The sequence below is a fragment of the Mesorhizobium sp. BHbdii genome, from assembly GCF_053848045.1.
On the sequence record NZ_JBSPKX010000001.1, the window covers coordinates 2,383,942 to 2,404,359 of the forward strand.

The 20,418-nt window shown below is 62.2% G+C and carries 21 protein-coding genes and 1 pseudogene; 10 read left to right on the plus strand and 12 right to left on the minus strand.

Translation table 11 applies throughout. The annotated features are described in order from the left end of the window. Positions 1-240 precede the first annotated feature (240 nt). Entirely contained in the window at positions 241-1,515 is a 1,275-nt protein-coding gene (gene clpX, locus ACWTU8_RS11625; protein WP_029353486.1) for an ATP-dependent Clp protease ATP-binding subunit ClpX, read from the minus strand. 295 nt (positions 1,516-1,810) lie between these two features. Then, positions 1,811-2,440, minus strand: a complete 630-nt coding sequence (gene clpP / locus ACWTU8_RS11630) for an ATP-dependent Clp endopeptidase proteolytic subunit ClpP (RefSeq protein ID WP_455848178.1) — start codon at positions 2,438-2,440, stop codon at positions 1,811-1,813. Between the two features lie 329 nt (positions 2,441-2,769). Here clpP and ACWTU8_RS11635 point away from each other — a divergent pair, with 329 nt between their 5' ends. After that, complete coding sequence (locus tag ACWTU8_RS11635) at positions 2,770-3,360, plus strand: hypothetical protein (RefSeq protein WP_455848179.1); 591 nt, start codon at positions 2,770-2,772, stop codon at positions 3,358-3,360. Position 3,361: 1 nt separating this feature from the next. On the opposite strand, the gene ACWTU8_RS11640 is transcribed toward ACWTU8_RS11635, so the two are convergent. Next, positions 3,362-4,465 (minus strand): NAD(P)/FAD-dependent oxidoreductase, encoded by a 1,104-nt coding sequence (locus tag ACWTU8_RS11640; protein WP_455848440.1) that lies wholly within the window; start codon positions 4,463-4,465, stop codon positions 3,362-3,364. Between the two features lie 252 nt (positions 4,466-4,717). Between ACWTU8_RS11640 and ACWTU8_RS11645 the strand changes: the two genes are divergently transcribed. Next, entirely contained in the window at positions 4,718-5,986 is a 1,269-nt protein-coding gene (locus ACWTU8_RS11645) for a cytochrome P450 (protein ID WP_455848180.1), read from the plus strand. Here the strand turns inward: ACWTU8_RS11645 and ACWTU8_RS11650 are convergent. The 6 genes from ACWTU8_RS11650 to ACWTU8_RS11675 form a co-directional block, all read right to left on the minus strand. Beyond that, positions 5,976-6,326 carry a cupin domain-containing protein gene (locus ACWTU8_RS11650; RefSeq protein ID WP_455848181.1) on the minus strand — a complete coding sequence of 117 codons (351 nt, stop codon included), beginning with the start codon at positions 6,324-6,326 and terminating at the stop codon, positions 5,976-5,978. The genes ACWTU8_RS11645 and ACWTU8_RS11650 overlap by 11 nt on opposite strands. A gap of 21 nt (positions 6,327-6,347) precedes the next feature. Further along, on the minus strand, positions 6,348-7,628 hold the full coding sequence (locus ACWTU8_RS11655; RefSeq protein ID WP_455848182.1) for an O-acetylhomoserine aminocarboxypropyltransferase: 1,281 nt from the start codon (positions 7,626-7,628) through the stop codon (positions 6,348-6,350). Between the two features lie 151 nt (positions 7,629-7,779). After that, positions 7,780-8,301: a CoA-binding protein gene (locus tag ACWTU8_RS11660; RefSeq protein WP_065008091.1), complete on the minus strand. Its 522-nt coding sequence runs from the start codon at positions 8,299-8,301 to the stop codon at positions 7,780-7,782. Continuing rightward, the gene (locus tag ACWTU8_RS11665) at positions 8,298-9,074 is read right to left on the minus strand and encodes an AAA family ATPase (protein WP_455848183.1); all 777 of its coding nucleotides are present in this window, start codon (positions 9,072-9,074) and stop codon (positions 8,298-8,300) included. The genes ACWTU8_RS11660 and ACWTU8_RS11665 overlap by 4 nt, the downstream gene beginning before the upstream one ends. A gap of 10 nt (positions 9,075-9,084) precedes the next feature. Next, complete coding sequence (locus tag ACWTU8_RS11670; protein ID WP_065008089.1) at positions 9,085-9,507, minus strand: VOC family protein; 423 nt, start codon at positions 9,505-9,507, stop codon at positions 9,085-9,087. Positions 9,508-9,509: 2 nt separating this feature from the next. After that, positions 9,510-10,331 (minus strand): enoyl-CoA hydratase, encoded by an 822-nt coding sequence (locus tag ACWTU8_RS11675; RefSeq protein WP_455848184.1) that lies wholly within the window; start codon positions 10,329-10,331, stop codon positions 9,510-9,512. A gap of 170 nt (positions 10,332-10,501) precedes the next feature. Between ACWTU8_RS11675 and ACWTU8_RS11680 the strand changes: the two genes are divergently transcribed. The 4 genes from ACWTU8_RS11680 to rpsI all read left to right on the plus strand — a co-directional run bounded on the left by ACWTU8_RS11680 (position 10,502) and on the right by rpsI (position 12,926). Next, the gene (locus tag ACWTU8_RS11680; protein WP_455848185.1) at positions 10,502-10,966 is read left to right on the plus strand and encodes a PaaI family thioesterase; all 465 of its coding nucleotides are present in this window, start codon (positions 10,502-10,504) and stop codon (positions 10,964-10,966) included. A 96-nt stretch (positions 10,967-11,062) separates the two neighbouring features. Continuing rightward, the gene (locus ACWTU8_RS11685; protein ID WP_455848186.1) at positions 11,063-11,713 is read left to right on the plus strand and encodes a LysE family translocator; all 651 of its coding nucleotides are present in this window, start codon (positions 11,063-11,065) and stop codon (positions 11,711-11,713) included. Positions 11,714-11,977: 264 nt separating this feature from the next. Next, a complete protein-coding gene (gene rplM, locus ACWTU8_RS11690) occupies positions 11,978-12,442 on the plus strand; it encodes a 50S ribosomal protein L13 (protein ID WP_023798353.1) in 465 nt (154 codons plus the stop codon). Position 12,443: 1 nt separating this feature from the next. Then, positions 12,444-12,926 carry a 30S ribosomal protein S9 gene (gene rpsI / locus ACWTU8_RS11695; protein ID WP_023717316.1) on the plus strand — a complete coding sequence of 161 codons (483 nt, stop codon included), beginning with the start codon at positions 12,444-12,446 and terminating at the stop codon, positions 12,924-12,926. A 20-nt stretch (positions 12,927-12,946) separates the two neighbouring features. Here rpsI and ACWTU8_RS11700 read toward each other — a convergent pair. Then, positions 12,947-13,906, minus strand: a pseudogene (locus ACWTU8_RS11700) (LysR family transcriptional regulator). A 95-nt stretch (positions 13,907-14,001) separates the two neighbouring features. On the opposite strand from ACWTU8_RS11700, the gene ACWTU8_RS11705 reads away from it, so the two are divergent. Next, positions 14,002-14,874 carry an aldo/keto reductase family oxidoreductase gene (locus ACWTU8_RS11705; RefSeq protein ID WP_455848187.1) on the plus strand — a complete coding sequence of 291 codons (873 nt, stop codon included), beginning with the start codon at positions 14,002-14,004 and terminating at the stop codon, positions 14,872-14,874. 54 nt (positions 14,875-14,928) lie between these two features. Here ACWTU8_RS11705 and ACWTU8_RS11710 read toward each other — a convergent pair whose 3' ends face one another. Then, positions 14,929-15,987, minus strand: coding sequence for a glycerophosphodiester phosphodiesterase family protein (locus tag ACWTU8_RS11710; protein WP_455848188.1), 1,059 nt, complete (start codon positions 15,985-15,987; stop codon positions 14,929-14,931). Positions 15,988-16,391: 404 nt separating this feature from the next. On the opposite strand from ACWTU8_RS11710, the gene speB reads away from it, so the two are divergent. Genes speB through ACWTU8_RS11725 form a run of 3 tightly spaced genes read left to right on the plus strand, consistent with a single transcriptional unit; the run spans position 16,392 to position 19,202 of the window. Next, the gene (gene speB, locus ACWTU8_RS11715) at positions 16,392-17,399 is read left to right on the plus strand and encodes an agmatinase (RefSeq protein WP_455848189.1); all 1,008 of its coding nucleotides are present in this window, start codon (positions 16,392-16,394) and stop codon (positions 17,397-17,399) included. 30 nt (positions 17,400-17,429) lie between these two features. Beyond that, positions 17,430-18,362 carry an N-acetyl-gamma-glutamyl-phosphate reductase gene (gene argC / locus ACWTU8_RS11720; protein WP_455848190.1) on the plus strand — a complete coding sequence of 311 codons (933 nt, stop codon included), beginning with the start codon at positions 17,430-17,432 and terminating at the stop codon, positions 18,360-18,362. Further along, a complete protein-coding gene (locus ACWTU8_RS11725) occupies positions 18,363-19,202 on the plus strand; it encodes an aminoglycoside phosphotransferase family protein (protein ID WP_455848191.1) in 840 nt (279 codons plus the stop codon). Here the strand turns inward: ACWTU8_RS11725 and ACWTU8_RS11730 are convergent. After that, positions 19,192-20,283, minus strand: coding sequence for a COX15/CtaA family protein (locus tag ACWTU8_RS11730; protein ID WP_455848192.1), 1,092 nt, complete (start codon positions 20,281-20,283; stop codon positions 19,192-19,194). The genes ACWTU8_RS11725 and ACWTU8_RS11730 overlap by 11 nt on opposite strands. Between the last annotated feature and the right edge of the window lie 135 nt (positions 20,284-20,418).

Genomic DNA, 20,418 nt, shown 5'->3' on the forward strand with positions numbered 1-20,418 from the left:
TCTCATATTAACGACCGAGGATCGATCCGCCTACCACCGTTTGTGACGGGAGTTTTACAGCACAGAATTCGGCACCCCGGCCTTCCTCAGTTAGTTGGAGGCACGGGGGGCAAAGATCAAGGGTCAACACGAAACCGTTCATCCAATCTGTCACAATCCGTTCATCATAAGTCGGCCCGTCCGCAAAGCAAAACGGCGCCTCACGGCGCCGTTTGAAGAATTCCACTGCAGGGGCTCACGTCAGGCGCTGACGTTGCCCTTTTTTTCCTTCTGCTCGGAATAGATGTAGAGCGGCCTGGCGTTACCGGACACCACCTCTTCCGAAATAACCACTTCGCGCACGCCTTCCAGTGCCGGCAGTTCGAACATCGTGTCGAGCAGGATCGCTTCCATGATCGAGCGCAGGCCGCGCGCGCCGGTCTTGCGCTCGATGGCGCGCTTGGCGATCGCCGACAGCGCATTCTCATGGAAGGTCAGGTCGACATTCTCCATCTCGAACAGCCGCTGGTACTGCTTGACCAGCGCGTTCTTCGGCTCAGTCAGGATCTGGATCAGCGCCGGCTCGTCGAGGTCCTCCAGCGTCGCCAGGACTGGCAGACGGCCGACGAACTCGGGAATGAGGCCGAACTTCAACAGATCCTCAGGCTCGACCAGGCGGAAAACGTCGCCGGTGCGGCGATCCTCGGGCGAAGCGACGGTGGCGCCGAAGCCGATCGACGTCTTGCGGCCGCGATCCGAGATGATCTTGTCGAGGCCGGCGAAGGCGCCGCCGCAGATGAACAGGATGTTGGCGGTGTCAACCTGCAGGAATTCCTGCTGAGGATGCTTCCTGCCGCCCTGCGGCGGTACGGAAGCGACCGTACCTTCCATGATCTTCAACAGCGCCTGCTGGACGCCCTCGCCCGACACATCGCGGGTGATCGAAGGATTGTCCGACTTGCGCGAGATCTTGTCGATCTCGTCGATATAGACGATGCCGCGCTGGGCTCGCTCGACATTGTAGTCGGCCGACTGCAAGAGCTTCAGGATGATGTTCTCGACATCCTCGCCGACATATCCGGCCTCTGTCAGCGTCGTCGCATCGGCCATGGTGAACGGCACGTCGATGATGCGGGCCAGCGTCTGCGCAAGCAGCGTCTTGCCGCAACCGGTCGGGCCGATCAGCAAAATGTTGGACTTCGCCAGCTCGACGTCATTGTTCTTGCCGGCATGAGCGAGGCGCTTGTAGTGGTTGTGGACGGCTACCGACAGCACGCGCTTGGCGTAGGGCTGGCCGATGACGTAGTCGTCGAGAACCTTGAGGATCTCCTGCGGGGTCGGCACGCCCTCGCGTGACTTCACCATCGAGGTCTTGTTCTCCTCGCGGATGATGTCCATGCAGAGCTCGACGCATTCGTCGCAGATGAACACCGTCGGGCCGGCGATCAGCTTGCGCACTTCGTGCTGGCTTTTGCCGCAAAACGAGCAATAAAGCGTGTTCTTGGAATCGCCGCCGTTGTTGCCGACCTTGCTCATTTTCATGTCCTTTCATAGCCGCCCGCCGATGGTCTGGTTGAAAGGGCGCATATCTCAATCTATCGCGGGAAATCGCCGCCGCCAGCATTCCGGCTCCCGCAACGCATTCCGTACGAAACACATATCAGAAAACGTCGCAATGATTCGCACCAACCCCGCACAAAGCTAAGCCGTCGAAAATCAACATAGGCTTAACGTAGGCAATTGCTCCCGTCGAGGGAACAGCCAATTGTGGCCGAAATGCCGCAAGCGGCATCAAAAAGCGGGTTTTCCCACCAGTCAACTGCCACCGGTCTTATGTGGCAATACCTTCGAGCGGCTCACGCGACGAAATGACCTTGTCGATGAGGCCGAAATCCTTGGCCTCGTCGGCGGTCATGAAGTGGTCACGGTCGAGCGTCCTTTCGATCTCGTCGTAGCTCTTGCCGGTGTGCTTGACGTAGACCTCGTTGAGACGACGCTTCAGCTTGATGATATCCTGGGCGTGGCGCTCGATGTCGGAAGCCTGGCCCTGGAAGCCACCGGAAGGCTGATGGACCATGATGCGGGCATTCGGCGTAGCGAAGCGCATGCCCTTCTCGCCTGCGGTGAGGAGCAGCGAGCCCATCGAGGCGGCCTGGCCGATGCACAGCGTCGCCACCGCCGGCTTGATGAACTGCATGGTGTCGTAGATGGCCATGCCCGAGGTGACGACGCCACCGGGCGAATTGATGTAGAGGTTGATTTCCTTCTTCGGATTCTCCGCTTCGAGGAACAGAAGCTGCGCGCAGACCAGCGTCGCCATGCCGTCCTCGACCGGACCGGTGATGAAAATGATGCGCTCTTTCAGGAGCCGCGAGAAAATGTCGTAGGCCCGCTCGCCGCGATTGGTCTGCTCGACCACCATCGGAACGAGGTTCATGTAGGTTTCGACGGGGTTCTTCATGGATTATCCCTTATTGAAAGATGGGATTCCGGCGCCGGGAGTTAGCAAATCGGGCAGAATCGGTTCTGGATCGTTATCCTGTAGATAGGATGTCGGCTCACCCTAGCGCAAGGCCGCCCCTCCTAGCCATCCGGTTAAGTCGAATCAAGGTTTCTGCACAGGATTCGCCCGAGGCCGCGTCGGCGCTAATGCGGTGTGGCTGCGCTGCCGAGTAGCACTTTCTTAACCGCGTCGCTTAACGAAATATCTCGAAACTGCTTTCCCGCGATGGCTCTTCCCCTACAATTCAACGTTGAGCTTGCGCTGAAGGTTCAAACAGGGGGAGTGCCATGATCAGGAAAACTGCTTCCTCGGCCATCGCCAGCCTTGCTGTTTTCGGCATGGTGTCCGAAACGGCTGCCGGCGGACGCGCCGTCGAATGCTACGAGCCGGTCAACAGGCCGTCCGTTTACGACACCGTTCACGAAAAGGTGCTAGTCAGCCCCGGTGGCCAGATCGTCGACTACGATCCGCCAATCTACGGCACGCGCGAGAGCGTGGAGCAGATCGCTCCGGCCCGCGTCACTTACGAGGTGGTGCCGGCCGCCACGCGCACCATCTACCACACGGTCAAGGTAGACGACGGCGGCTATGCCTGGGAATGGCGCACAATCCACGGCCGCAAAGTGCTGTGCAAGGTGTGGCGCAAGCCCCGATATGCGCGGGTCGCCGAAACCGTGGTGGTTGAATCCGAACGCACAAGGCGCGTGGTCATCCCTGCCGAGTATGAAAGCGTGGCCCGAGAGGTGCTGGTACGGCCCGAGCAGCGGCGTGTCATCGAAATCTGCCCGTCCTACCAGACGGTGGCACGGCGAGTGCTGGTCAGGGAAGGTTCGTCGGGCTGGCGGCGCGTTCATACACCAAGGCATTGCCGGTATTAGGTCACACGGCCTCCGCCCGCAGCCAGGCCTTCAAGCCGGCGACGTCGTCATTGCCGACCGTCGCCGCCACGCGCCTGCCGACCGCCGCGCCGAACTTGTAGCCGTGGCCGGAGCAGGCCGAGACAACAAGGCATCTGCCTTTTTCATGAGCCAGAAATTTCTCGTCGGCGGTGAAGGTGTAGGCGCAGGTGACGACCTCGGTGATCTTGTATTCTTCGACACGGGCGATCGGCGGCGAAAACAGGTCGCGGATCGCCTCACCCTCGCCCGGCACCGGCTGGCGGTTCCAGTCGGCGTCGCTGGTCGGCACCCTGTGCAGCCCTGAGCCGAATTTCATGCCGGCGCCGCCGGACGGCGGGATCACGTAGCCGTCGACAGCGCCGCCGACATTCAGGATTACGGGGGCTGCCTGCCATGCCGCTTTCAGATCCGCCGGTGGTTCGACATAGGCGAGCGCCGTGCGCCAGGTCTTCAGTTCGCCGTCCAGTTCAGGAAACAGTTTCAGCACCCAGGCGCCGGCGGCGACGACGATGCGGTCGGCCTGCATCGTCTCGCCGCTTTCAAGCACGATGCGGCCGGCCTCGGCGTCAACTTCCACCACCTTGCTGTTTTCGTAGACATTGGCGTGGTTCACGCGCAGCCATCTAGCGAGGCGGGTCGCAATCTTGCGACAATGCAGCGCACCGCCGTCCGGTGAAAAATACGCGTAGCGGAACGAGCCGGGCTTCAGGAACGGCCAGCGTTTAGCCGCGGCGTCCGGCTCGAACAGTTCGAATGGATAGTTCCCGGCTTCCATGCCTTCGCGGTATTCCTCGGCTTCGTCTCCCGGCTCCCGCGAAATGCAGATGAAGCCGCGCGGATCGAGATGGTTTTCGCCGAGATCGGCCCACATCTCGTCCCAGGCCTCATAGGCTTCGGTGATCAGCCTGCCATAGCCCGCCGCTGCGCCATAGGCGCGGCGGATGATGCGATGATGATCGCCCGAGGCAGCAAGCGGATTGGGAATCGGTCCCTGCTCGACGATCGAGACCCGGTGCCCAGCTTTGGCCAGCGACCACGCCGTCGACAGCCCTGCAATGCCTGCGCCAACCACGATCACATTCATCAAGTCAGTCTTTCCGCAGCCGCTTCGGCCGGCTCAACGCGCTTTTGTGCATGTCATTGTCCCAAAACCGCTTCACACTTTTGGGCGACATGCATCGGATTGTCGTGCGCCAACATACGGTCTGGCGCCAAGCTGGCAAGCCTTGGAGCGCCGCGCGTCGATGGACGCGCAAAGGACGCTCCAACACTTTGAATCTGCGCATGATCCCGAAAACCGATTCCGGTTTTCGGGGTCATGCGCTAATGATCCAGAATGACCGATTTGGCACCACCAACTTACCTGGCCTTCGATCCAGCCACCCGCCATGTGCGGCTCGATCCGCACGAGCCGGCTTTCTTCCAGAATCCCTGTGAGGCCTATGCCTTTATGCACGGCCGATCGAATGTCATCTTCTGGGAAGAGTTCGGCTTCTGGTGCTTTGGCGGCTTCGACGACGTCAACCGGCTGCTGCGCGATCGCCGCTTCGGCCGCCAGAACCCGGCCGGCATCCCTGACCGCCGGAGCATAGACCAGGACCGCACGCATCTCAGCGCCTTCGACGGCATCGAGGCCAATTCGATGCTGGAACTGGAACCGCCCGTTCACACCAGGCTCAGAACGCTGGTCAACCGCGCCTTCGTCTCGCGTCAGGTCGAGCGGCTCAGGCCGCGCGTAGAGGCGCTGGCCAACGAGCTGATCGACCGTTTCGAACCGGGCCAGGTCGACCTGCTGCCGGCTTTCGCATCGCCTTTGCCGATCACCATCATTGCCGAAATGCTCGGCGTGCCGGTCGAGATGGGGCCGCAACTACTCGACTGGTCGCATCAGATGGTCGCCATGTACATGCATGGCCGCACACGTGAGACGGAAGAGACGGCCAATCGCGCGGCGCGGGATTTTTCGGATTTCCTGCGCGGCTATGTTGCCGAGCGGCGCAAAAACCCCGGCGACGATCTGTTGTCGCTGCTGATCTCGGCGCAGGACGATGGCCAAAAACTCTCCGAGGACGAACTGGTGTCCTCGGCTGCCCTGCTGCTCAATGCCGGCCACGAGGCGACCGTCCACCAGACCGGCAATGCGGTGCACGCGATCCTCGCGCAAGGCGGCGACCCCCGCCGCTTCTTCACCTCGCCACAAACGACAGCCGCCACGGTCGAGGAATGCCTGCGCTTCGACGCGCCGCTGCACATGTTCACGCGCTATGCCTATGAAAAGATCGAGGTGGGTGCCGGTGTCATCGTGCGGCCGGGCGAGACGATCGGCCTGCTGCTCGGTATGGCCAACCACGACCCGGCGGCGTTTGCCGAACCCTTCGCCTTCAGGCCGGATCGTGCGGACCAGAAGAACGTCTCGTTCGGCGCCGGCATTCATTTCTGCATCGGCGCGCCGCTCGCCCGGCTCGAATTGCAGGTATCGCTGAAAACCCTGTTCGACCGGCTACCGCGGCTCTATCTCGCCGAACAGCCGCGCTTTCGCGACACCTATCATTTCCATGGGCTGGAAACGCTCGCCGTGCACACCGGACAAGTGATCAAAGCTTGATCACATACTCCTTGCGAGTCGTTTCAAGCACTTCCCAGCTGCCCTTAAAGCCCGGCCTGAGCACGAAACTGTCGCCGGCCCTGACGGTGTGCGCCTCCCGGCCCTCCTCAGCGATCACTGAAACGCCCGACAGGATGTGGCAGAACTCCCACTCGTCATACTCGATGCGCCATTTGCCCGGGGTCGCCTCCCAGATGCCGGCATAGAGCCCGCCGTCGCGTTCCTCGACATTCCAGGTGCGAAGTTTCGGATCGCCTGAAATCAGACGATCCGGCGCCGGCGCGCCAAGTTCCGGTTCGATGCTGTCGACATTGACGGAAAGAAATTTCGGCGCGGTCATGGAAGCTCCTTCCAAGCAGAATCAAACCTTGGCGAGAGCCTGTTCCAGATCGGCGACGATGTCGTTGACATCCTCGATGCCAATCGAGAGCCGGACCGTATCCGGCCCTGCGCCTGCCGCGACCTTCTGCTCGTCGGACAGCTGCCGATGCGTGGTCGATGCCGGATGGATGACCAGCGACTTGGTGTCGCCGACATTGGCAAGGTGCGAGAACAGTTCGAGCGCCTCTACGAATTTGATGCCTGCCGGATAGCCGCCCTTCAGGCCGAAGGTGAACACGGCACCGGCGCCAAGCGGCGAGTACTTCTTCTGCAGTGCATTGTTCTTGTCACTGGGCAGGCCAGGATAGGAGACCCAGGCGACCTTTGGGTGGTTAGACAGCCACCCGGCGACGGTGACCGCATTGTCGCAATGGCGCTGCATCCTGAGCGGCAGGGTTTCAAGCCCGGTCAGGATCAGGAATGCATTAAAGGGCGAGATCGCCGGGCCCATGTCGCGCAGGCCAAGCACGCGCGCGGCAATGGCGAAAGCGAAATTGCCGAAGGTTTCGTGCAAGACGAGGCCGCCATATTCGGGCCGCGGCTCCGACAGCATCGGATATTTGCCGGATTTCGACCAGTCGAAGGTGCCGCCGTCGACAATGGCGCCGCCGATCGAATTGCCATGGCCGCCGATGAACTTGGTCAGCGAATGCACGACAATGTCGGCGCCATGCTCGATTGGCCGCACCAGATAGGGCGAGGCCAGCGTGTTGTCGACGATCAGCGGCAGGCCGTGCTTGCGGGCGATATCGCCGATCTTCTCGATGTCGACGAAGACACCGCCCGGATTGGCCAGGCTCTCGATGAAGATCGCCTTGGTCTTTTCGTCGATCTGGCTTTCGAAGGTCGAGATGTCGTTGGTGTCGGCCCAGCGCACCTGCCAGCCGAAATTCTTGAAGGCGTGGCCGAACTGGTTGATCGAGCCGCCGTAAAGTCTTGTCGCGGAGACGAAATTGTCGCCGGGCTGCATCAGATTATGGAAGACGAGCACCTGCGCGGCATGGCCCGACGCCACGGCCAGCCCCGCCGTGCCGCCTTCGAGTGCCGCGATACGCTCTTCCAGCACCGACTGCGTCGGGTTCATGATGCGGGTGTAGATGTTGCCGAAGGCCTTTAGCCCGAACAGCGACGCGGCATGGTCGGCATCATCGAAGACAAAGGAGGTCGTCTGGTAGATCGGCGTGGCACGCGCGCCGGTCGCCGGATCGGGCTTGGCACCGGCATGGACGGCGAGTGTGTTGAAACCGGGCGTGCGGGTCATCGAATACCTCCCCTGAATGCTGAATGCTGAATGCTGAATGGTGAATGGTGAATGGTGATGGCAAAGTCGGCCAGCCTCATCCTGATTGCAAGCGGCTCATATGCCGCTTTGCCCGCCTTCCAGAAAAATCCTTCTATTCACCATTCGCTACCTATTTCTGGCGAACGCCGAAGCTCTGGAATCCCGGCCGCATCAGCGGCTTCTTCGACGACAGCACGCCGGAATTAACGCCGGTCCAGCCGATTTCGCCCGACAGCTTGCCATATTCGATCTTGGGGCAGCGGTTCATCACCACCTTGATGCCGGCGGCCTCTGCGCGCGCCGCCGCCTCGTCATGGCGCACGCCAAGCTGCATCCAGATGACTTTCGGCAACGGATCGAGCCGCAAGACCTCGTCGACGACGCCCGGCACTGCCGTGGAGCCGCGAAAAACGTCGACCATGTCGATCGGCTCGGGAACATCGGCGAGCCTGGCATAGGTCATCCGGCCAAGGATTTCCTTGCCGGCCTGGCCGGGGTTGATCGGGAACACCGAAAATCCCTTGCCCAGCAGGTATTTCAGCACGAAGTAGCTCGGCCGGACATCGTTGGCGGACGCGCCGACCATGGCGATGGTCTTCACCGAATTGAGGATGCCGGCGATATAGGCATTGTCGTAGGCGTCGTGGTTCATGCCTCGTCCTCATACAGAGCTTCGGCGAGAAAACCATCCGGGTCGTTGCAGAAACTGCGCATCATGCGGAAATGATCGGTATCGTGAAAATCGGTCGGGTCGAGGCCGAACCGGCTGATGCGGAACAGCCGCGCGCCGGGACAGGCCATCAGCAGCGGCGAATGCGTCGCCATGACCACTTGCGCCGTGCCTGATAGATCCATCCGCCGCAGCATCCTGATCAGCTCGATCTGACGCGTCGGCGACAACGCGCTTTCGGGCTCGTCGAGGATGTAGATGCCTTGCCGACGGCAGCGCTCCTCGAAGAAGCGGATGAAGCCCTCGCCATGCGACCAGGACAGGAAGTCGGGCGGCGCCGCACCAGAATCCAGCGCCGCTTGGTCGAGATAGCGGGCGACCGAATAGAAAGATTCGGCGCGAAAGAACCAGCCGGCGGTGACCTTTGGCAGCCAGTGGCCGCGCAGCGTTGCGGCGAGCGCCGCGCCGCTCTTGTCGATGGCGCGGGAGTGGTCGATGGGCATGTAGCCCTTGCCGCCGCCGGCTTCATCGTATCCGGCCAGCGCGCCGATCGCCTCGAGCAGCGTCGATTTGCCGGTGCCGTTCTCGCCGACGATGATGGTGATCGGCGTGGTGAATTCGAGTTCGAAATCGTGGCTGCGGAAGATCGGCAGATTCCAGGGATATTTTTCCCAATCTGCGACACGGCTGGGCTCGATCAGTATGCGCTTGAGATAGGGCGCATTCAGCCGCGCCAGTTCCTTGCGAGGAGCCATGCGGCGGCGGTCAGCCCGGCAGCGAGATGCTGCCGTCCTCCGCAATCGGAAAAGCCGGATTGTGCGCCACTTCCCAAACATGCCCTTCCGTGTCGGCGAAATAGCCATACCAGCCGCCCCAAAACGCGCGGCCGGCCGGCTTGACGATACGACCGCCGGCCTTCTCGGCCATGGCAAGCATGTGATCGACTTCCGTGTCGGAGCGGGTGTTGTAAGCGAGGTAGATCGCCGACGGCGCCGTGCCGAAGGTGATGCCTGAATCCTCTTCGGCGCTTTCGCGCGGAAACAGCCCGAGAATGACGCCGCCCATCTGGAAGAAGGCGACGCCATCGGTGATTCCAGCATGGCGGGTCAGGCCCATCGCCTCGTAGAAGCGTGTGGCGCGCTCCAGATCGTCGACGGCGATGGTGATAATGGAGATGCGAGGCTCCATCTCTATTCCTCCGTCCATTCCGGCTTGCGCTTGCCGATGAAGGCGCCGATCCCCTCTTCCGCGTCGCGCGCCAGCATGTTGTCGACCATGACGCGGCCGGTATAGGCATAGGCCTCGGCAAGCCCCATCTCGGCCTGCGCGTAGAAGGCTTCCTTGCCGGTCTTCACGACCAAAGATGATTTGGCGGCAATGGTTTGCGCGTATTTGGTGACAATCGGATTCAGATATTCGCGCGGCACGACCCGGTTGACGAGGCCGAATTCCTTGGCCGTCGCAGCATCGATCGTCTCGCCGGTCAAAAGCATCTCCATAGCGTGCTTTCGCGAGACATTGCGCGACAGCGCCACCATCGGCGTCGAGCAGAACAGGCCGATATTGACGCCTGGCGTGCAGAAGGTCGCCTCATGCGAGGCGATCGCCAGATCACAGCTCGCGACCAGTTGCGCCCCCGCGGCCGTCGCCAGACCATCGACCTCGGCGATCACCGGCCTGGGATGGCGCACGATCGCCTGCATCAGTGCGGCGCAAGCGGTAAACGTTTCCTCGAAGAACGCCTTGCCGCGGTCGGGATCGCCACGGTGCGCGGTCATTTCCTTGAGATCGTGACCGGCGCAGAACACCTTTCCGGCGGCCGCCACGATGATGACGCGGACGGATCTGTCTGATTTCGCGCGGTCGAGTTCCGCCGTCAGCGCCGCCATGAGCGCCAGCGACAGGGCATTGGCCGGCGGATTGGCGAGCGTGAGGCGCAGTACGCCCTTGTCCAGCTTTGCGACGACAGGACCTTCGGCAACAGCCGGCTTGATCGCGACGATTTCAGCCATTTCTCCAACCTCTTCATCGGCCAGCGGCATCGCATGCGCGGGCCATGGAACAAAAGAACTAGCACGCTGCCGATTGAAGAACAGTCGTCAGACGTGTTTTCTCATGAGCAACAATTGGCCCAGCCGCCTTATTCGGCAAGCCGAGATCAGCACCATCAACGAGGAACATAATGGCCGAGCAGAGCAACCTCAAACCGGTGCTAACCGCGACCGAAGTCAATGCCTTGATGGCAAGCGTCTATCCCCAGCTCAACAACCAGTTCACCTTCTACGAGGCGATCGACGTGTTTCCGGGCGGCTGCACGGTGCGGCTGAATGCCGGCGAGCGGCATTTGCGCCCTGGCGGAACGGTGTCCGGCTCGTCGCTGTTCACACTGGCCGACATAGGCGGCTATGTCTGCGTGCTTTCGCATGCCGGGCCCGATGCGCTTTCTGTCACCACCAATCTCAATATCAATTTTGTCCGCAAGGCCGAGGCCGGGCCGATCGACGGCCATTGCCGCATCCTGAAGCTGGGCAAGAGCCTGATGGTGTTCGATATCGACATCGTCGCCGGACCGGACGGACACACGGTGGCGCACGCCACGGGAACCTATTCGATCCCGCCGAGGAAGAGCTTTCAATCGCAAGCCTGATTTGCCGGCGAATACGTTTTGCGCTCGTTCCAAGCGAACCCAACGGAACGAAACGTCCGACAAAACGTTCGCAGCACGAATCAGACCCGCAAAAACATGCCCGAACTTCCCACCTATCTGGCGTTCCTGGTCGCAGTGCTTGGCTATCAGCTGTCCGGCCCCGGACCGGACATGCTTCTGGTGATCAGCCGCGGTATCGGAGAGGGCCGGCGGGCGGCGCTGGCAACGGCGACCGGCTGCGTTTTCGCAGGCGTGATCCAGATTCCGTTGCTGGCAATGGGACTTGCATCGCTAATCACGTCCTCGCCTATCGCGTATGGCCTGCTGCAAGTGCTCGGAGCGGCGTACCTCATTGCAATCGGGACAAAGTTCTTGCTCGTGCGCAACGAAGCGGAAACAAACAGCATCGTCGCGGCCAAGGAGGGAGGCCTGGCGGGCGCCTTTCAGCAAGGCATGATCTGCAACCTGACCAACCCTACCGCACTCGTTTTCATGCTCGCAGTGCTGCCGCAGTTCGTCCATGCCTCCACAGGATCGTCGGCGATGCAGTTTATCGTACTCGGGACCACCATGAAGGCTACGGGCCTTCTGGTCCTGGGGGCTGTGGCCTTGGCCTCAGGTGCGGTCGGCGCCTGGCTGGCACGCAACTCCGGTTTTCTTGTCTGGCAAGAACGCCTGGCCGGTGCGATCATGATCGCCGTCGGCATCAAACTGCTGCTGGCCGCAATTATTCCGGGCCGGCGCTAAACCAAGTTTGATGGATTCGAATGCGGTATAATAATACCTCAACTACAACCCGTTGATTTTACACCATAATCCTTTTAGAGTGACGGGAAAAGTAGCTTGACTGCATAACTCTCCTCCCCTATAAGCCTTCACGAAGCAGCGGCCCCACAAGGCCGCCGTTTTGTTATTGGCGGCGGGCAAGCGCTCACGGTCAATCCAAGCAACAAGAAACGCCTTTCCTTGTCGTTCGTCGATGGGGAAGGTCCGAACCGAAAGCAACAATTCATGGCAACCTTTTCGCAGAAGCCTGCGGATGTGGTGAAGAAGTGGGTGCTGATCGACGCCGAGGGTCTCGTCGTCGGCCGTCTCGCCACTGTCATCGCCAATCATCTTCGCGGCAAACACAAGCCCACCTTCACCCCGCATGTCGACGACGGCGACAACGTCATCGTCATCAATGCCGACAAGGTGGTGTTCACCGGCAAGAAATTCACCGACAAGGTCTATTACTGGCACACCGGCCATCCCGGCGGCATCAAGGAGCGCACCGCGCGGCAGCTGCTCGAGGGCCGTTTTCCCGAGCGTGTCGTCGAGAAGGCCGTCGAACGCATGATCCCGCGTGGCCCGCTCGGCCGTCGCCAGATGAAGAATCTCCGCGTCTATGCAGGCACGGAACATCCGCATGTCGCCCAGCAGCCCGTCACGCTCGACGTGGCCAAGCTGAACGCCAAGAACAAGAAGGTTTCGTAAAATGGCTGAGCTTTCCTCGCTCGCAGAACTCGGAACTGCCACCGGCAACACCAACACGCAGCCGGCTGCACCCGTCCATGTCCAGAAGCTCGACAAGTCGGGCCGCGCCTATGCCACCGGCAAGCGCAAGAACGCCATCGCGCGCGTCTGGGTGAAGCCCGGCTCCGGCAAGATCGTCGTCAACGACAAGGTGTTCGCCGAATATTTCGCGCGTCCGGTCCTGCAGATGATCCTTAACCAGCCGATCATCGCCGCCAACCGCGCCGGCCAGTACGACATCGTCGCCACCGTCATCGGCGGCGGGCTTTCCGGCCAGGCCGGTGCCGTGCGCCACGGCATCTCCAAGGCGCTGACCTATTACGAGCCGGCGCTGCGCGCCGTGCTCAAGAAGGGCGGCTTCCTGACCCGCGACAGCCGCGTCGTCGAGCGCAAGAAGTACGGCAAGGCGAAGGCCCGCCGCTCCTTCCAGTTCTCCAAGCGCTAAACTCTACGCAGCCGCATAGGTCAAAGGCCGCCTTCGGGTGGCCTTTTTCTTTGTGCCGACTTCGCTGAATGTCGGGATCGATCGGCCGATGCCTTGATGAAGTCGATAAACGCGCGCAGTGGAGCCGGCACGAGACGCCGGCCGGGATAATAAAGGAACGGCCCCGAGAAGCTCTGCCACCAGGGTTCGAGGACGGGTTCGAGCACACCGCTTTCGAAATGCGGGCGAAGCCAGTCCTCGAAGAGGCTGACAATGCCGGTACCGGCAATGGCTGCATCGACGGCGAGATCGGCCGCCCGCCCAGGGTCACGAGAAGCGGCCCCGCCGGATCGACCTGCACCACCTCGCCGCCTCGCTCGAATTCCCAAAGCGGCATCGCGCCGCTGGCGAAGCGGCCGCGCAGGCAGGCGTGGCCGAGAAGATCGCGCGGGTGCTCAGGCCGGCCTTGGCGATCAAGGTAGGCGGGGCTGGCAGCGGTGGCGAAGCGCTGCACGCGCGGCCCGATCGGCACCGCGATCACGTCTTGTTCCAGCCGCTCATCGTAACGGATCCCGGCATCGCACCCCGCCGCCAACACATCGACAAAACTCTCCTCGGCGATCACCTCCAGCCGGATGCCGGGATAGGCGGCGAGGAACCGCGGAACAATGCCGGGCAGCACCAGCCGCGCCGCGCTGACCGGCACATTAAGGCGCAACGTACCTGCCGGCCGGTTCGCGGAAGCCGTTCACAACGTCAAGTGCTGCCTCGACCTCGGTTAAGGCTGGACCGAGCCGGGCCAGCAAGCTCGCACCCGCTTCTGTCAGGACGACGCTGCGGGTCGTCCTGTTGAGCAGCCTGACACCGAGCTGCGTCTCGAGCCGGCGCACCGCCTCGCTCAAGCCCGACGCGCTGCCGCCGTTCGCGCGGGCGCCATCGCGAAAACCCTTGGCCCGCGCCACGGCCACGAAGGCGTTCAGGTCTCCGAGATCGATCTTCATTGTTCGATATTCCGTACAGCCCGTGCGGAATGTAGCCAATTATCGTAAGATCGGACAGCGCCTATCTCAGCGTCATCTTTGAACGGAGATAGACTATGTCCAGCATCGACTTTTCCGGCACGTTCACTCTCGGCGACCGCACCGTGAAGCGGCTCGGCTACGGCGCCATGCAGCTCGCAGGATCCGGCGTCTTTGGTCCGCCTAGAGATCACGACGCAGCCTTGGACGTGCTGCGCGAAGCCGTTGCGCGCGGGGTGAACCACATCGACACCAGCGACTTCTACGGCCCGCACGTCACCAATCTGCTGATCCGCGAGGCGCTCGCGCCCTATTCAGACGATCTGACGATCGTCACCAAGATCGGTGCGCGTCGCGGCGCGGATGGCTCGTGGCTCCCCGCCTTCTCGTCCGAAGCGCTAACCCTGGCGGTGCGCGACAATCTGCGCAATCTCGGTCTCGACGTGCTGGACGTGGTCAATCTCAGGATCATGTTCGACGCGCATGGGCCCGCCGAAGGATCGATCGAGGCGCCGTTCACTGTGCTGGCCGAGCTGCAGCGACGCGGTTTTGTGCGCCACATCGGGCTAAGCAACGTCACGTCAGCACAGATCGAAGAGGCGCGACGGATCGCCGAGATCGTCTGCGTGCAGAACCAATACAATCTAGCGCACAGGGACGACGATGCCTTGATCGACAAACTCGCCCGCGACGGCATCGCCTATGTGCCGTTCTTTCCACTCGGCGGCTTCAGCCCGATGCAGTCGTCTACCCTATCCGGCGTCGCTCAGCGCCTCGGCGCCACACCGATGCAGGTCGCGCTCGCCTGGCTACTCGGTCGCGCGCCCAATATCCTGCTCATTCCCGGCACCTCATCGGTCGCACATCTCATTGAGAACCTTGCCGCAGCCGAACTCGATCTGCCGGAGGATGCCGCCAGGGAATTGGACGGAGTAGCGATGGCCGCCTGACAGCAGGCTGGCGACCAGCCAGGGAAGCGGCTCCCTTGCCCCGCTCCGATCCAGTCAGTTGATGCTTGCGGTGTTCGCCGGCTCCGCCGGCCGCGTCTCATCAGAATAAGGCACTCGGTAGCCGTTCGTTGCCAGCCAGTCGATCGCCGCTTTCGGCTCGTCGGTCTGGATGATGGTGGCGCCGCGCTCGGCCCAGAAGCCGTACGTCTCGCGCGGTAGACTGGCGAGCACCGCCAACTCGTCGCCGCGACCGCCGGCAAGGAAGCCGCCCGGCTTATTGACGATAGCGTAGGTATTGGCCCAGATGTGCCAGTCGCCCCTTATCGCGGCCGCGCGCATACGGGGGCTGAACAGCGGACCGCCGGTGTCGGTCAGCGTCTCCGATCCCGCGCGCCAGTTGATCATCTCGACCGCGCGCGGCGAAAAGATCCCGCTGACTTTCTCGGTGAAACCGGCGTCGCGAACCGCGTCATCGGCGATAATCGGCATGAACTGGAAACCACTGCCGATCGCGCCCATGGCGGCTTTGACAGTGGTGATTCTGGCCGGATTCCACAGGTTCTCCTTGACGATCACCTGTTCGGCCATGCCCAGATCGCGCGCGACTGCGATCATGCCGGCCAGGCTGTCGACATCGAGCTTGTTGTCGATGTTGATGAGTATCCTGTCCTTGGTCGCCATCAGCATTTCGCGCAGCGTCGAAACCGGCTCATCGGTGACAGCGCCGGTGCCTTCGATCACCAGTCTGCAGGTTTTGAGCTCGGCCAGCGTGCGCTTGATCACCTCGCCATTGCAATTCGTCGTGCGGTCGAGCCAGCTGTCATGCATGACGACGAACTGGCCATCCTTCGAGCGCCTGACGTCGACCTCGACAATTTCGGCACCCAGCGCGATCGATGCCTCGACGGCGGCGATCGAGTTCTCCGCATAGAGCGTCTTGCGGGCCTGCATACTGCCGGCGCGGTGTGCCGCCACCATGACATGGTCGCGCCACTGGTTGGCGTGTTCGAAACGGTCGAGAATTTGTCTGGCGCGTGTTTCGCCTGCCGATGCCGTGCCTGTGAAGAGCACCGAGGCGGCGGCAAGCAGCAGGTTCAGCCAGGTCGTTCGCATGAGAATCGCTCCGTACCGGATGCAAACCCGGTTAAGCGACACACGTGACAGCCTGGTGAACGAAGCCGGCTTCGCAAATGCCGGAAGTCCGGGTCAATGCCGGCTGAAGCGGCCGTTCTGAAACCTCGAACCGGCAATCAGCAGGTCGCCGGCAATCAGCTTGCCGAGATGCTTGGCGCGCCCATATCTGTTCCGCTCCGCGGCCGACACCATCCCATGCGGAGGCGGCTATCTACTTACGGTTGCATTCATGCTTACCTAAGCAATTTCCGGGTTGGCCATGCGGGCTCACCTGACAAGCAAGAATTTGTGACCGGGCTCGAATGGCCCAGGCCCCGGAAGGGGTCGCATTTCTGAGAATTATATCCAATAAGGTTGCGCCTCGACGCACAGGAGATCGCTTCATGCCGAACAGCAACATCGACCACGCCTTCACCGCCCGGGCCAGGACGGGTGCGTCCTTCGAGCCGACCTATGCCGGCGCGCTGTCGTTCATGCGACGCAAGTACACGAAGGACGTGAAGGGCGCGGACGCGGTGGTGTGGGGCATCCCCTTCGACGCCGCCGTCACCAACCGGCCGGGCGCGCGCTTCGGGCCGCAGGCGATTCGCCGCGCCTCGACCATCCTCGACAACGATCCGCAGTATCCGTTTTCGCGCGATCTGTTCGAATATCTCGCCGTGGTCGACTATGGCGATTGCCTGCTCGACAGCGGCAATCACCAGAAGACTCCGGGTACGATCGAGCGCGAGGCAGCAAAGATCCTGAAATCCGGCGCCTTCCTGCTATCGCTCGGCGGCGACCATTTCGTCACCTGGCCGCTGCTCAAGGCGCATGCCGCCATCCACGGCCCACTTGCCCTCGTGCAGTTCGACGCCCACCAGGACACTTGGCCGGACGATGGCAAGCGCATCGACCACGGCTCCTTCGTCGGCCGTGCGGTCAAGGAGGGCATTGTCGACCCCGACCGTTCGATCCAGATCGGCATCCGCACCCATGCGCCCGAAACCTTCGGCATCAAGATCCTGCACGGCCACGAAGTTGAGGAAATGCGCGCGTCCGATATCGCTTATGCCATCGTCGATCGTACCGGCGGCAAAAAAGCCTACGTCACCTTCGATATCGATTGCCTGGACCCGGCCTTCGCGCCCGGCACCGGCACCCCGGTCGCCGGCGGGCCGTCCTCGGCAAAAATCCTGTCGGTGCTGCGCCAGATCAATCAGGTCGATATCGTCGGCGCCGATGTCGTGGAGGTTGCGCCGGCCTATGATCACGCCGATATAACGGCAATTGCCGGGTCGACAGTCGCCATGCACTATCTCGGGCTCCTGGCGGAACGAAAGGCTCGACTCGAAGAGCTGAACAGCGGCAATCACGCCGTCGCCGCATTGAATCAGGCAAGTGGCATATAACTTCGAAATATCAGGGAATTCAGGCAGGCAATGAAACCGAAAATCTTCATCGACGGCGAGCACGGCACCACCGGTCTGCAGATCAGGGCGCTGCTTGCCGAACGCGGCGACCTGGAGATCATCTCCATCCCGACCGAGCGCCGCAAGGAACCGGCAGCTAGAGCCGAGTTCCTCAACGCCGCCGATGTCGCGATCCTGTGCCTGCCGGATGCAGCCGCAAAAGAAAGCGTTTCGCTGATCACCAACGACACCACAAGGGTTATCGACGCCTCGACCGCGCATCGCGTCGCCGAAGGTTGGGAATATGGCTTCGCCGAAATGGACAAGGATCAGGCGCGGAAAATCGCTTCGGCGAAGCGCGTCGCCAATCCGGGCTGCTGGCCGCAAGGCCCGATCGCGACGCTCAGGCCGCTGGTGGCAGCCGGGCTGTTGCCGCCGGATTTTCCGGTCACCGTCAATGGCATTTCGGGCTATTCGGGCGGCGGCCGGCCGATGATCGAGGACTATGTCGCCAAGGGCGAGAATGCCTCGGAATTCCTGCCCTACGGGCTCACCCTGCAGCACAAGCATGTGCCGGAGCTCAGGACCTATGCGAAGCTGTCGCATGACCCGATCATGCAGCCGGCGGTCGGCAATTTCGCGCAAGGCATGATCACCGTGGTACCGTTGCAGCTCGGCGGCCTCGACTATGTACCGACCGGCGCCGAGCTTCATGCGGCGATTGCCGACCATTTCGCCGCGATAGATGGCGGCGTGGTCGAGGTGGCGTCCTACGCGCATCTTGAACGCGTGCCGGAGATCGACCCCGAAATCTACAACGGAACCAACCGGATGAAGCTCTATGTCTTCGCCAATGACGACAGGGCCCAGGCGCTGCTGCTCGCCGTCTACGACAACCTCGGCAAGGGCGCCTCGGGTGCTGCCGTGCAGAACATGGATCTGATGATCGGCCTCAAGCCCTGAATGGACGCTCCGACATTTCCAGAACGCTGGAAGGTCAGCGCGCCAGAACTGATTGCCGAGACGTTCAGCAGCCGCATCTGGAAGGTTGTTCGCGCGGATGGCGCGCCGGCGATCGTCAAGGCTCTCAAACCCTTCGACGATGTCGAAGACGAGTTGCGCGGCGAGCATTTTCTCGCCTGGCGGCGTGGCGAAGGCGCAGTGCAGCTGCTCGGCAGCGACGGCCACTGCATGCTGCTCGAATATGCCGGTGACAGGATGCTGTCGCAGGTTCTCGCGGAGCAGGGAGACAATGCCGCCACAGCAATCGCGGCCGAGGTGATGGCAAGCCTGTTCTCGCCATCTGACCACCCTGCCCCACCGGATCTGCAGCCGCTGCGGGTACGGTTTTCCAGTCTGTTCAAGAAGGCGAAGATCGATCGCGACGCCGGCGAAAAAAGCCTCTACGTCGAAGCCGCTGCGACCGCGGAACGGCTGTTGGCCGATCCTGTCGACGTGCTGCCGCTGCATGGCGACCTGCATCACGACAATATCATGCAGGGACCGCGCGGCTGGCTGGCGATCGACCCGAAGGGCGTTCTCGGCGATCCCGGCTTCGATGCGGCGAACATGTTCTACAACCCGCTCGACCGCGACGACCTTTGCAGCGATCCCCGGCGGATTGCCCACATGGCTGAGATCTTTGCCGTAACACTCGGCCAAACGCCCCCAGCCATCCTGGATCATGCCATCGCCTATGGCTGCCTGTCGGCATCGTGGCATCATGAGGACGGCAACGCGATCGAGGAAAGCCGCGAGTTGTCCATTGCCACGGCGATCAGGACGGTGCGGCTCAGCCCCTGACGGCGATCTGGTTGGGCAGCGGATAAGCGCCTTTGGTGCCGCGCCAATGCGCTGCGGCAAACCCTAGCAGGACAAGCGCGAATGCCTGATGCGTCAGCGCCATGTGCAGCGGCACCTGCATCAGCAGCGTACCGATGCCGATCAACGCCTGCGCCAGCACCAGCAGAAACAACAACGTCGCGCGGTGCGCATGCGTCGTGCCTGGCTGGCGGCGGTGTGTCGCGATCATGTGCCAAAGTGCTGCGGCGAAGATCGCGTAGGCGCCGAGCCGGTGGATGAACTGAACCGTCTTCGGGCTCTCGAAGAAGTTGCGCCATGCCGGCTCGAGGATCATCAGATCGCCGGGGATGAGCTTGCCGTCCATCAACGGCCAGGTGTTGTAACTCAGGCCGGCATCGAGGCCGGCGACCAGCCCGCCGAGATAGATCTGGATCAGCGCCAGCAGTACCAGAAAGCCGGCCAGACGCTGCGTCGAACGGTCGGCGGCCGGTTCGGAATGAGGCGCGAGCCCGCGCGCCACCACCATGGTCGCGGTGAAGATCAGCGCGGCCAGCGTCAGATGCGTTGCCAGCCGGTATTGGCTGACGGAGACCCGGTCGACCAATCCGGACGCCACCATCCACCAGCCGATCGCGCCCTGCAAGCCGCCGAGAAGAAGAATGCCTGATAGTTTCGGCCCAAGGCCGCGTTCGATGCGGCGCGTCGCCCAGAAAAACACCAGCGGCACGGCGAAAACCACGCCGACACCGCGCGCCAGGATCCGGTGCACCCATTCCCACCAGAAGATCGATTTGAACGCTTCGATGCTCATGCCCTTGTTGAGCTCGGCATATTGCGGGATCTGCTGATAGCGCTGGAATTCCTCCTGCCATTCGGCGTCGTTGAGCGGCGGGATGATGCCGTGGATCGGCTTCCATTCGGTGATCGACAGGCCGGATTCGGTGAGCCTGGTGGCGCCGCCGACCAGCACCAGGACAAACAGCACCAGAAGAACGGCGTAGAGCCAGCCGCGCACCAGCGCCCGGTTGTGCAGGTCGCGGTCGCGAGCCACGAAAGGCGCGGCAGCTGAGATGGCAGCCATAGGCTTGTCCCGGCAGGTTGCAGTCGCGGATTGGTGAACCATCGCAACCCCGCTGGCAAGACCGGACAGCGCGGCACGCCGTCGCGCCGCTTCTTGCGGGTTGCGTGTCTCTTTTGTTGGGCCTAAGCGATAGAG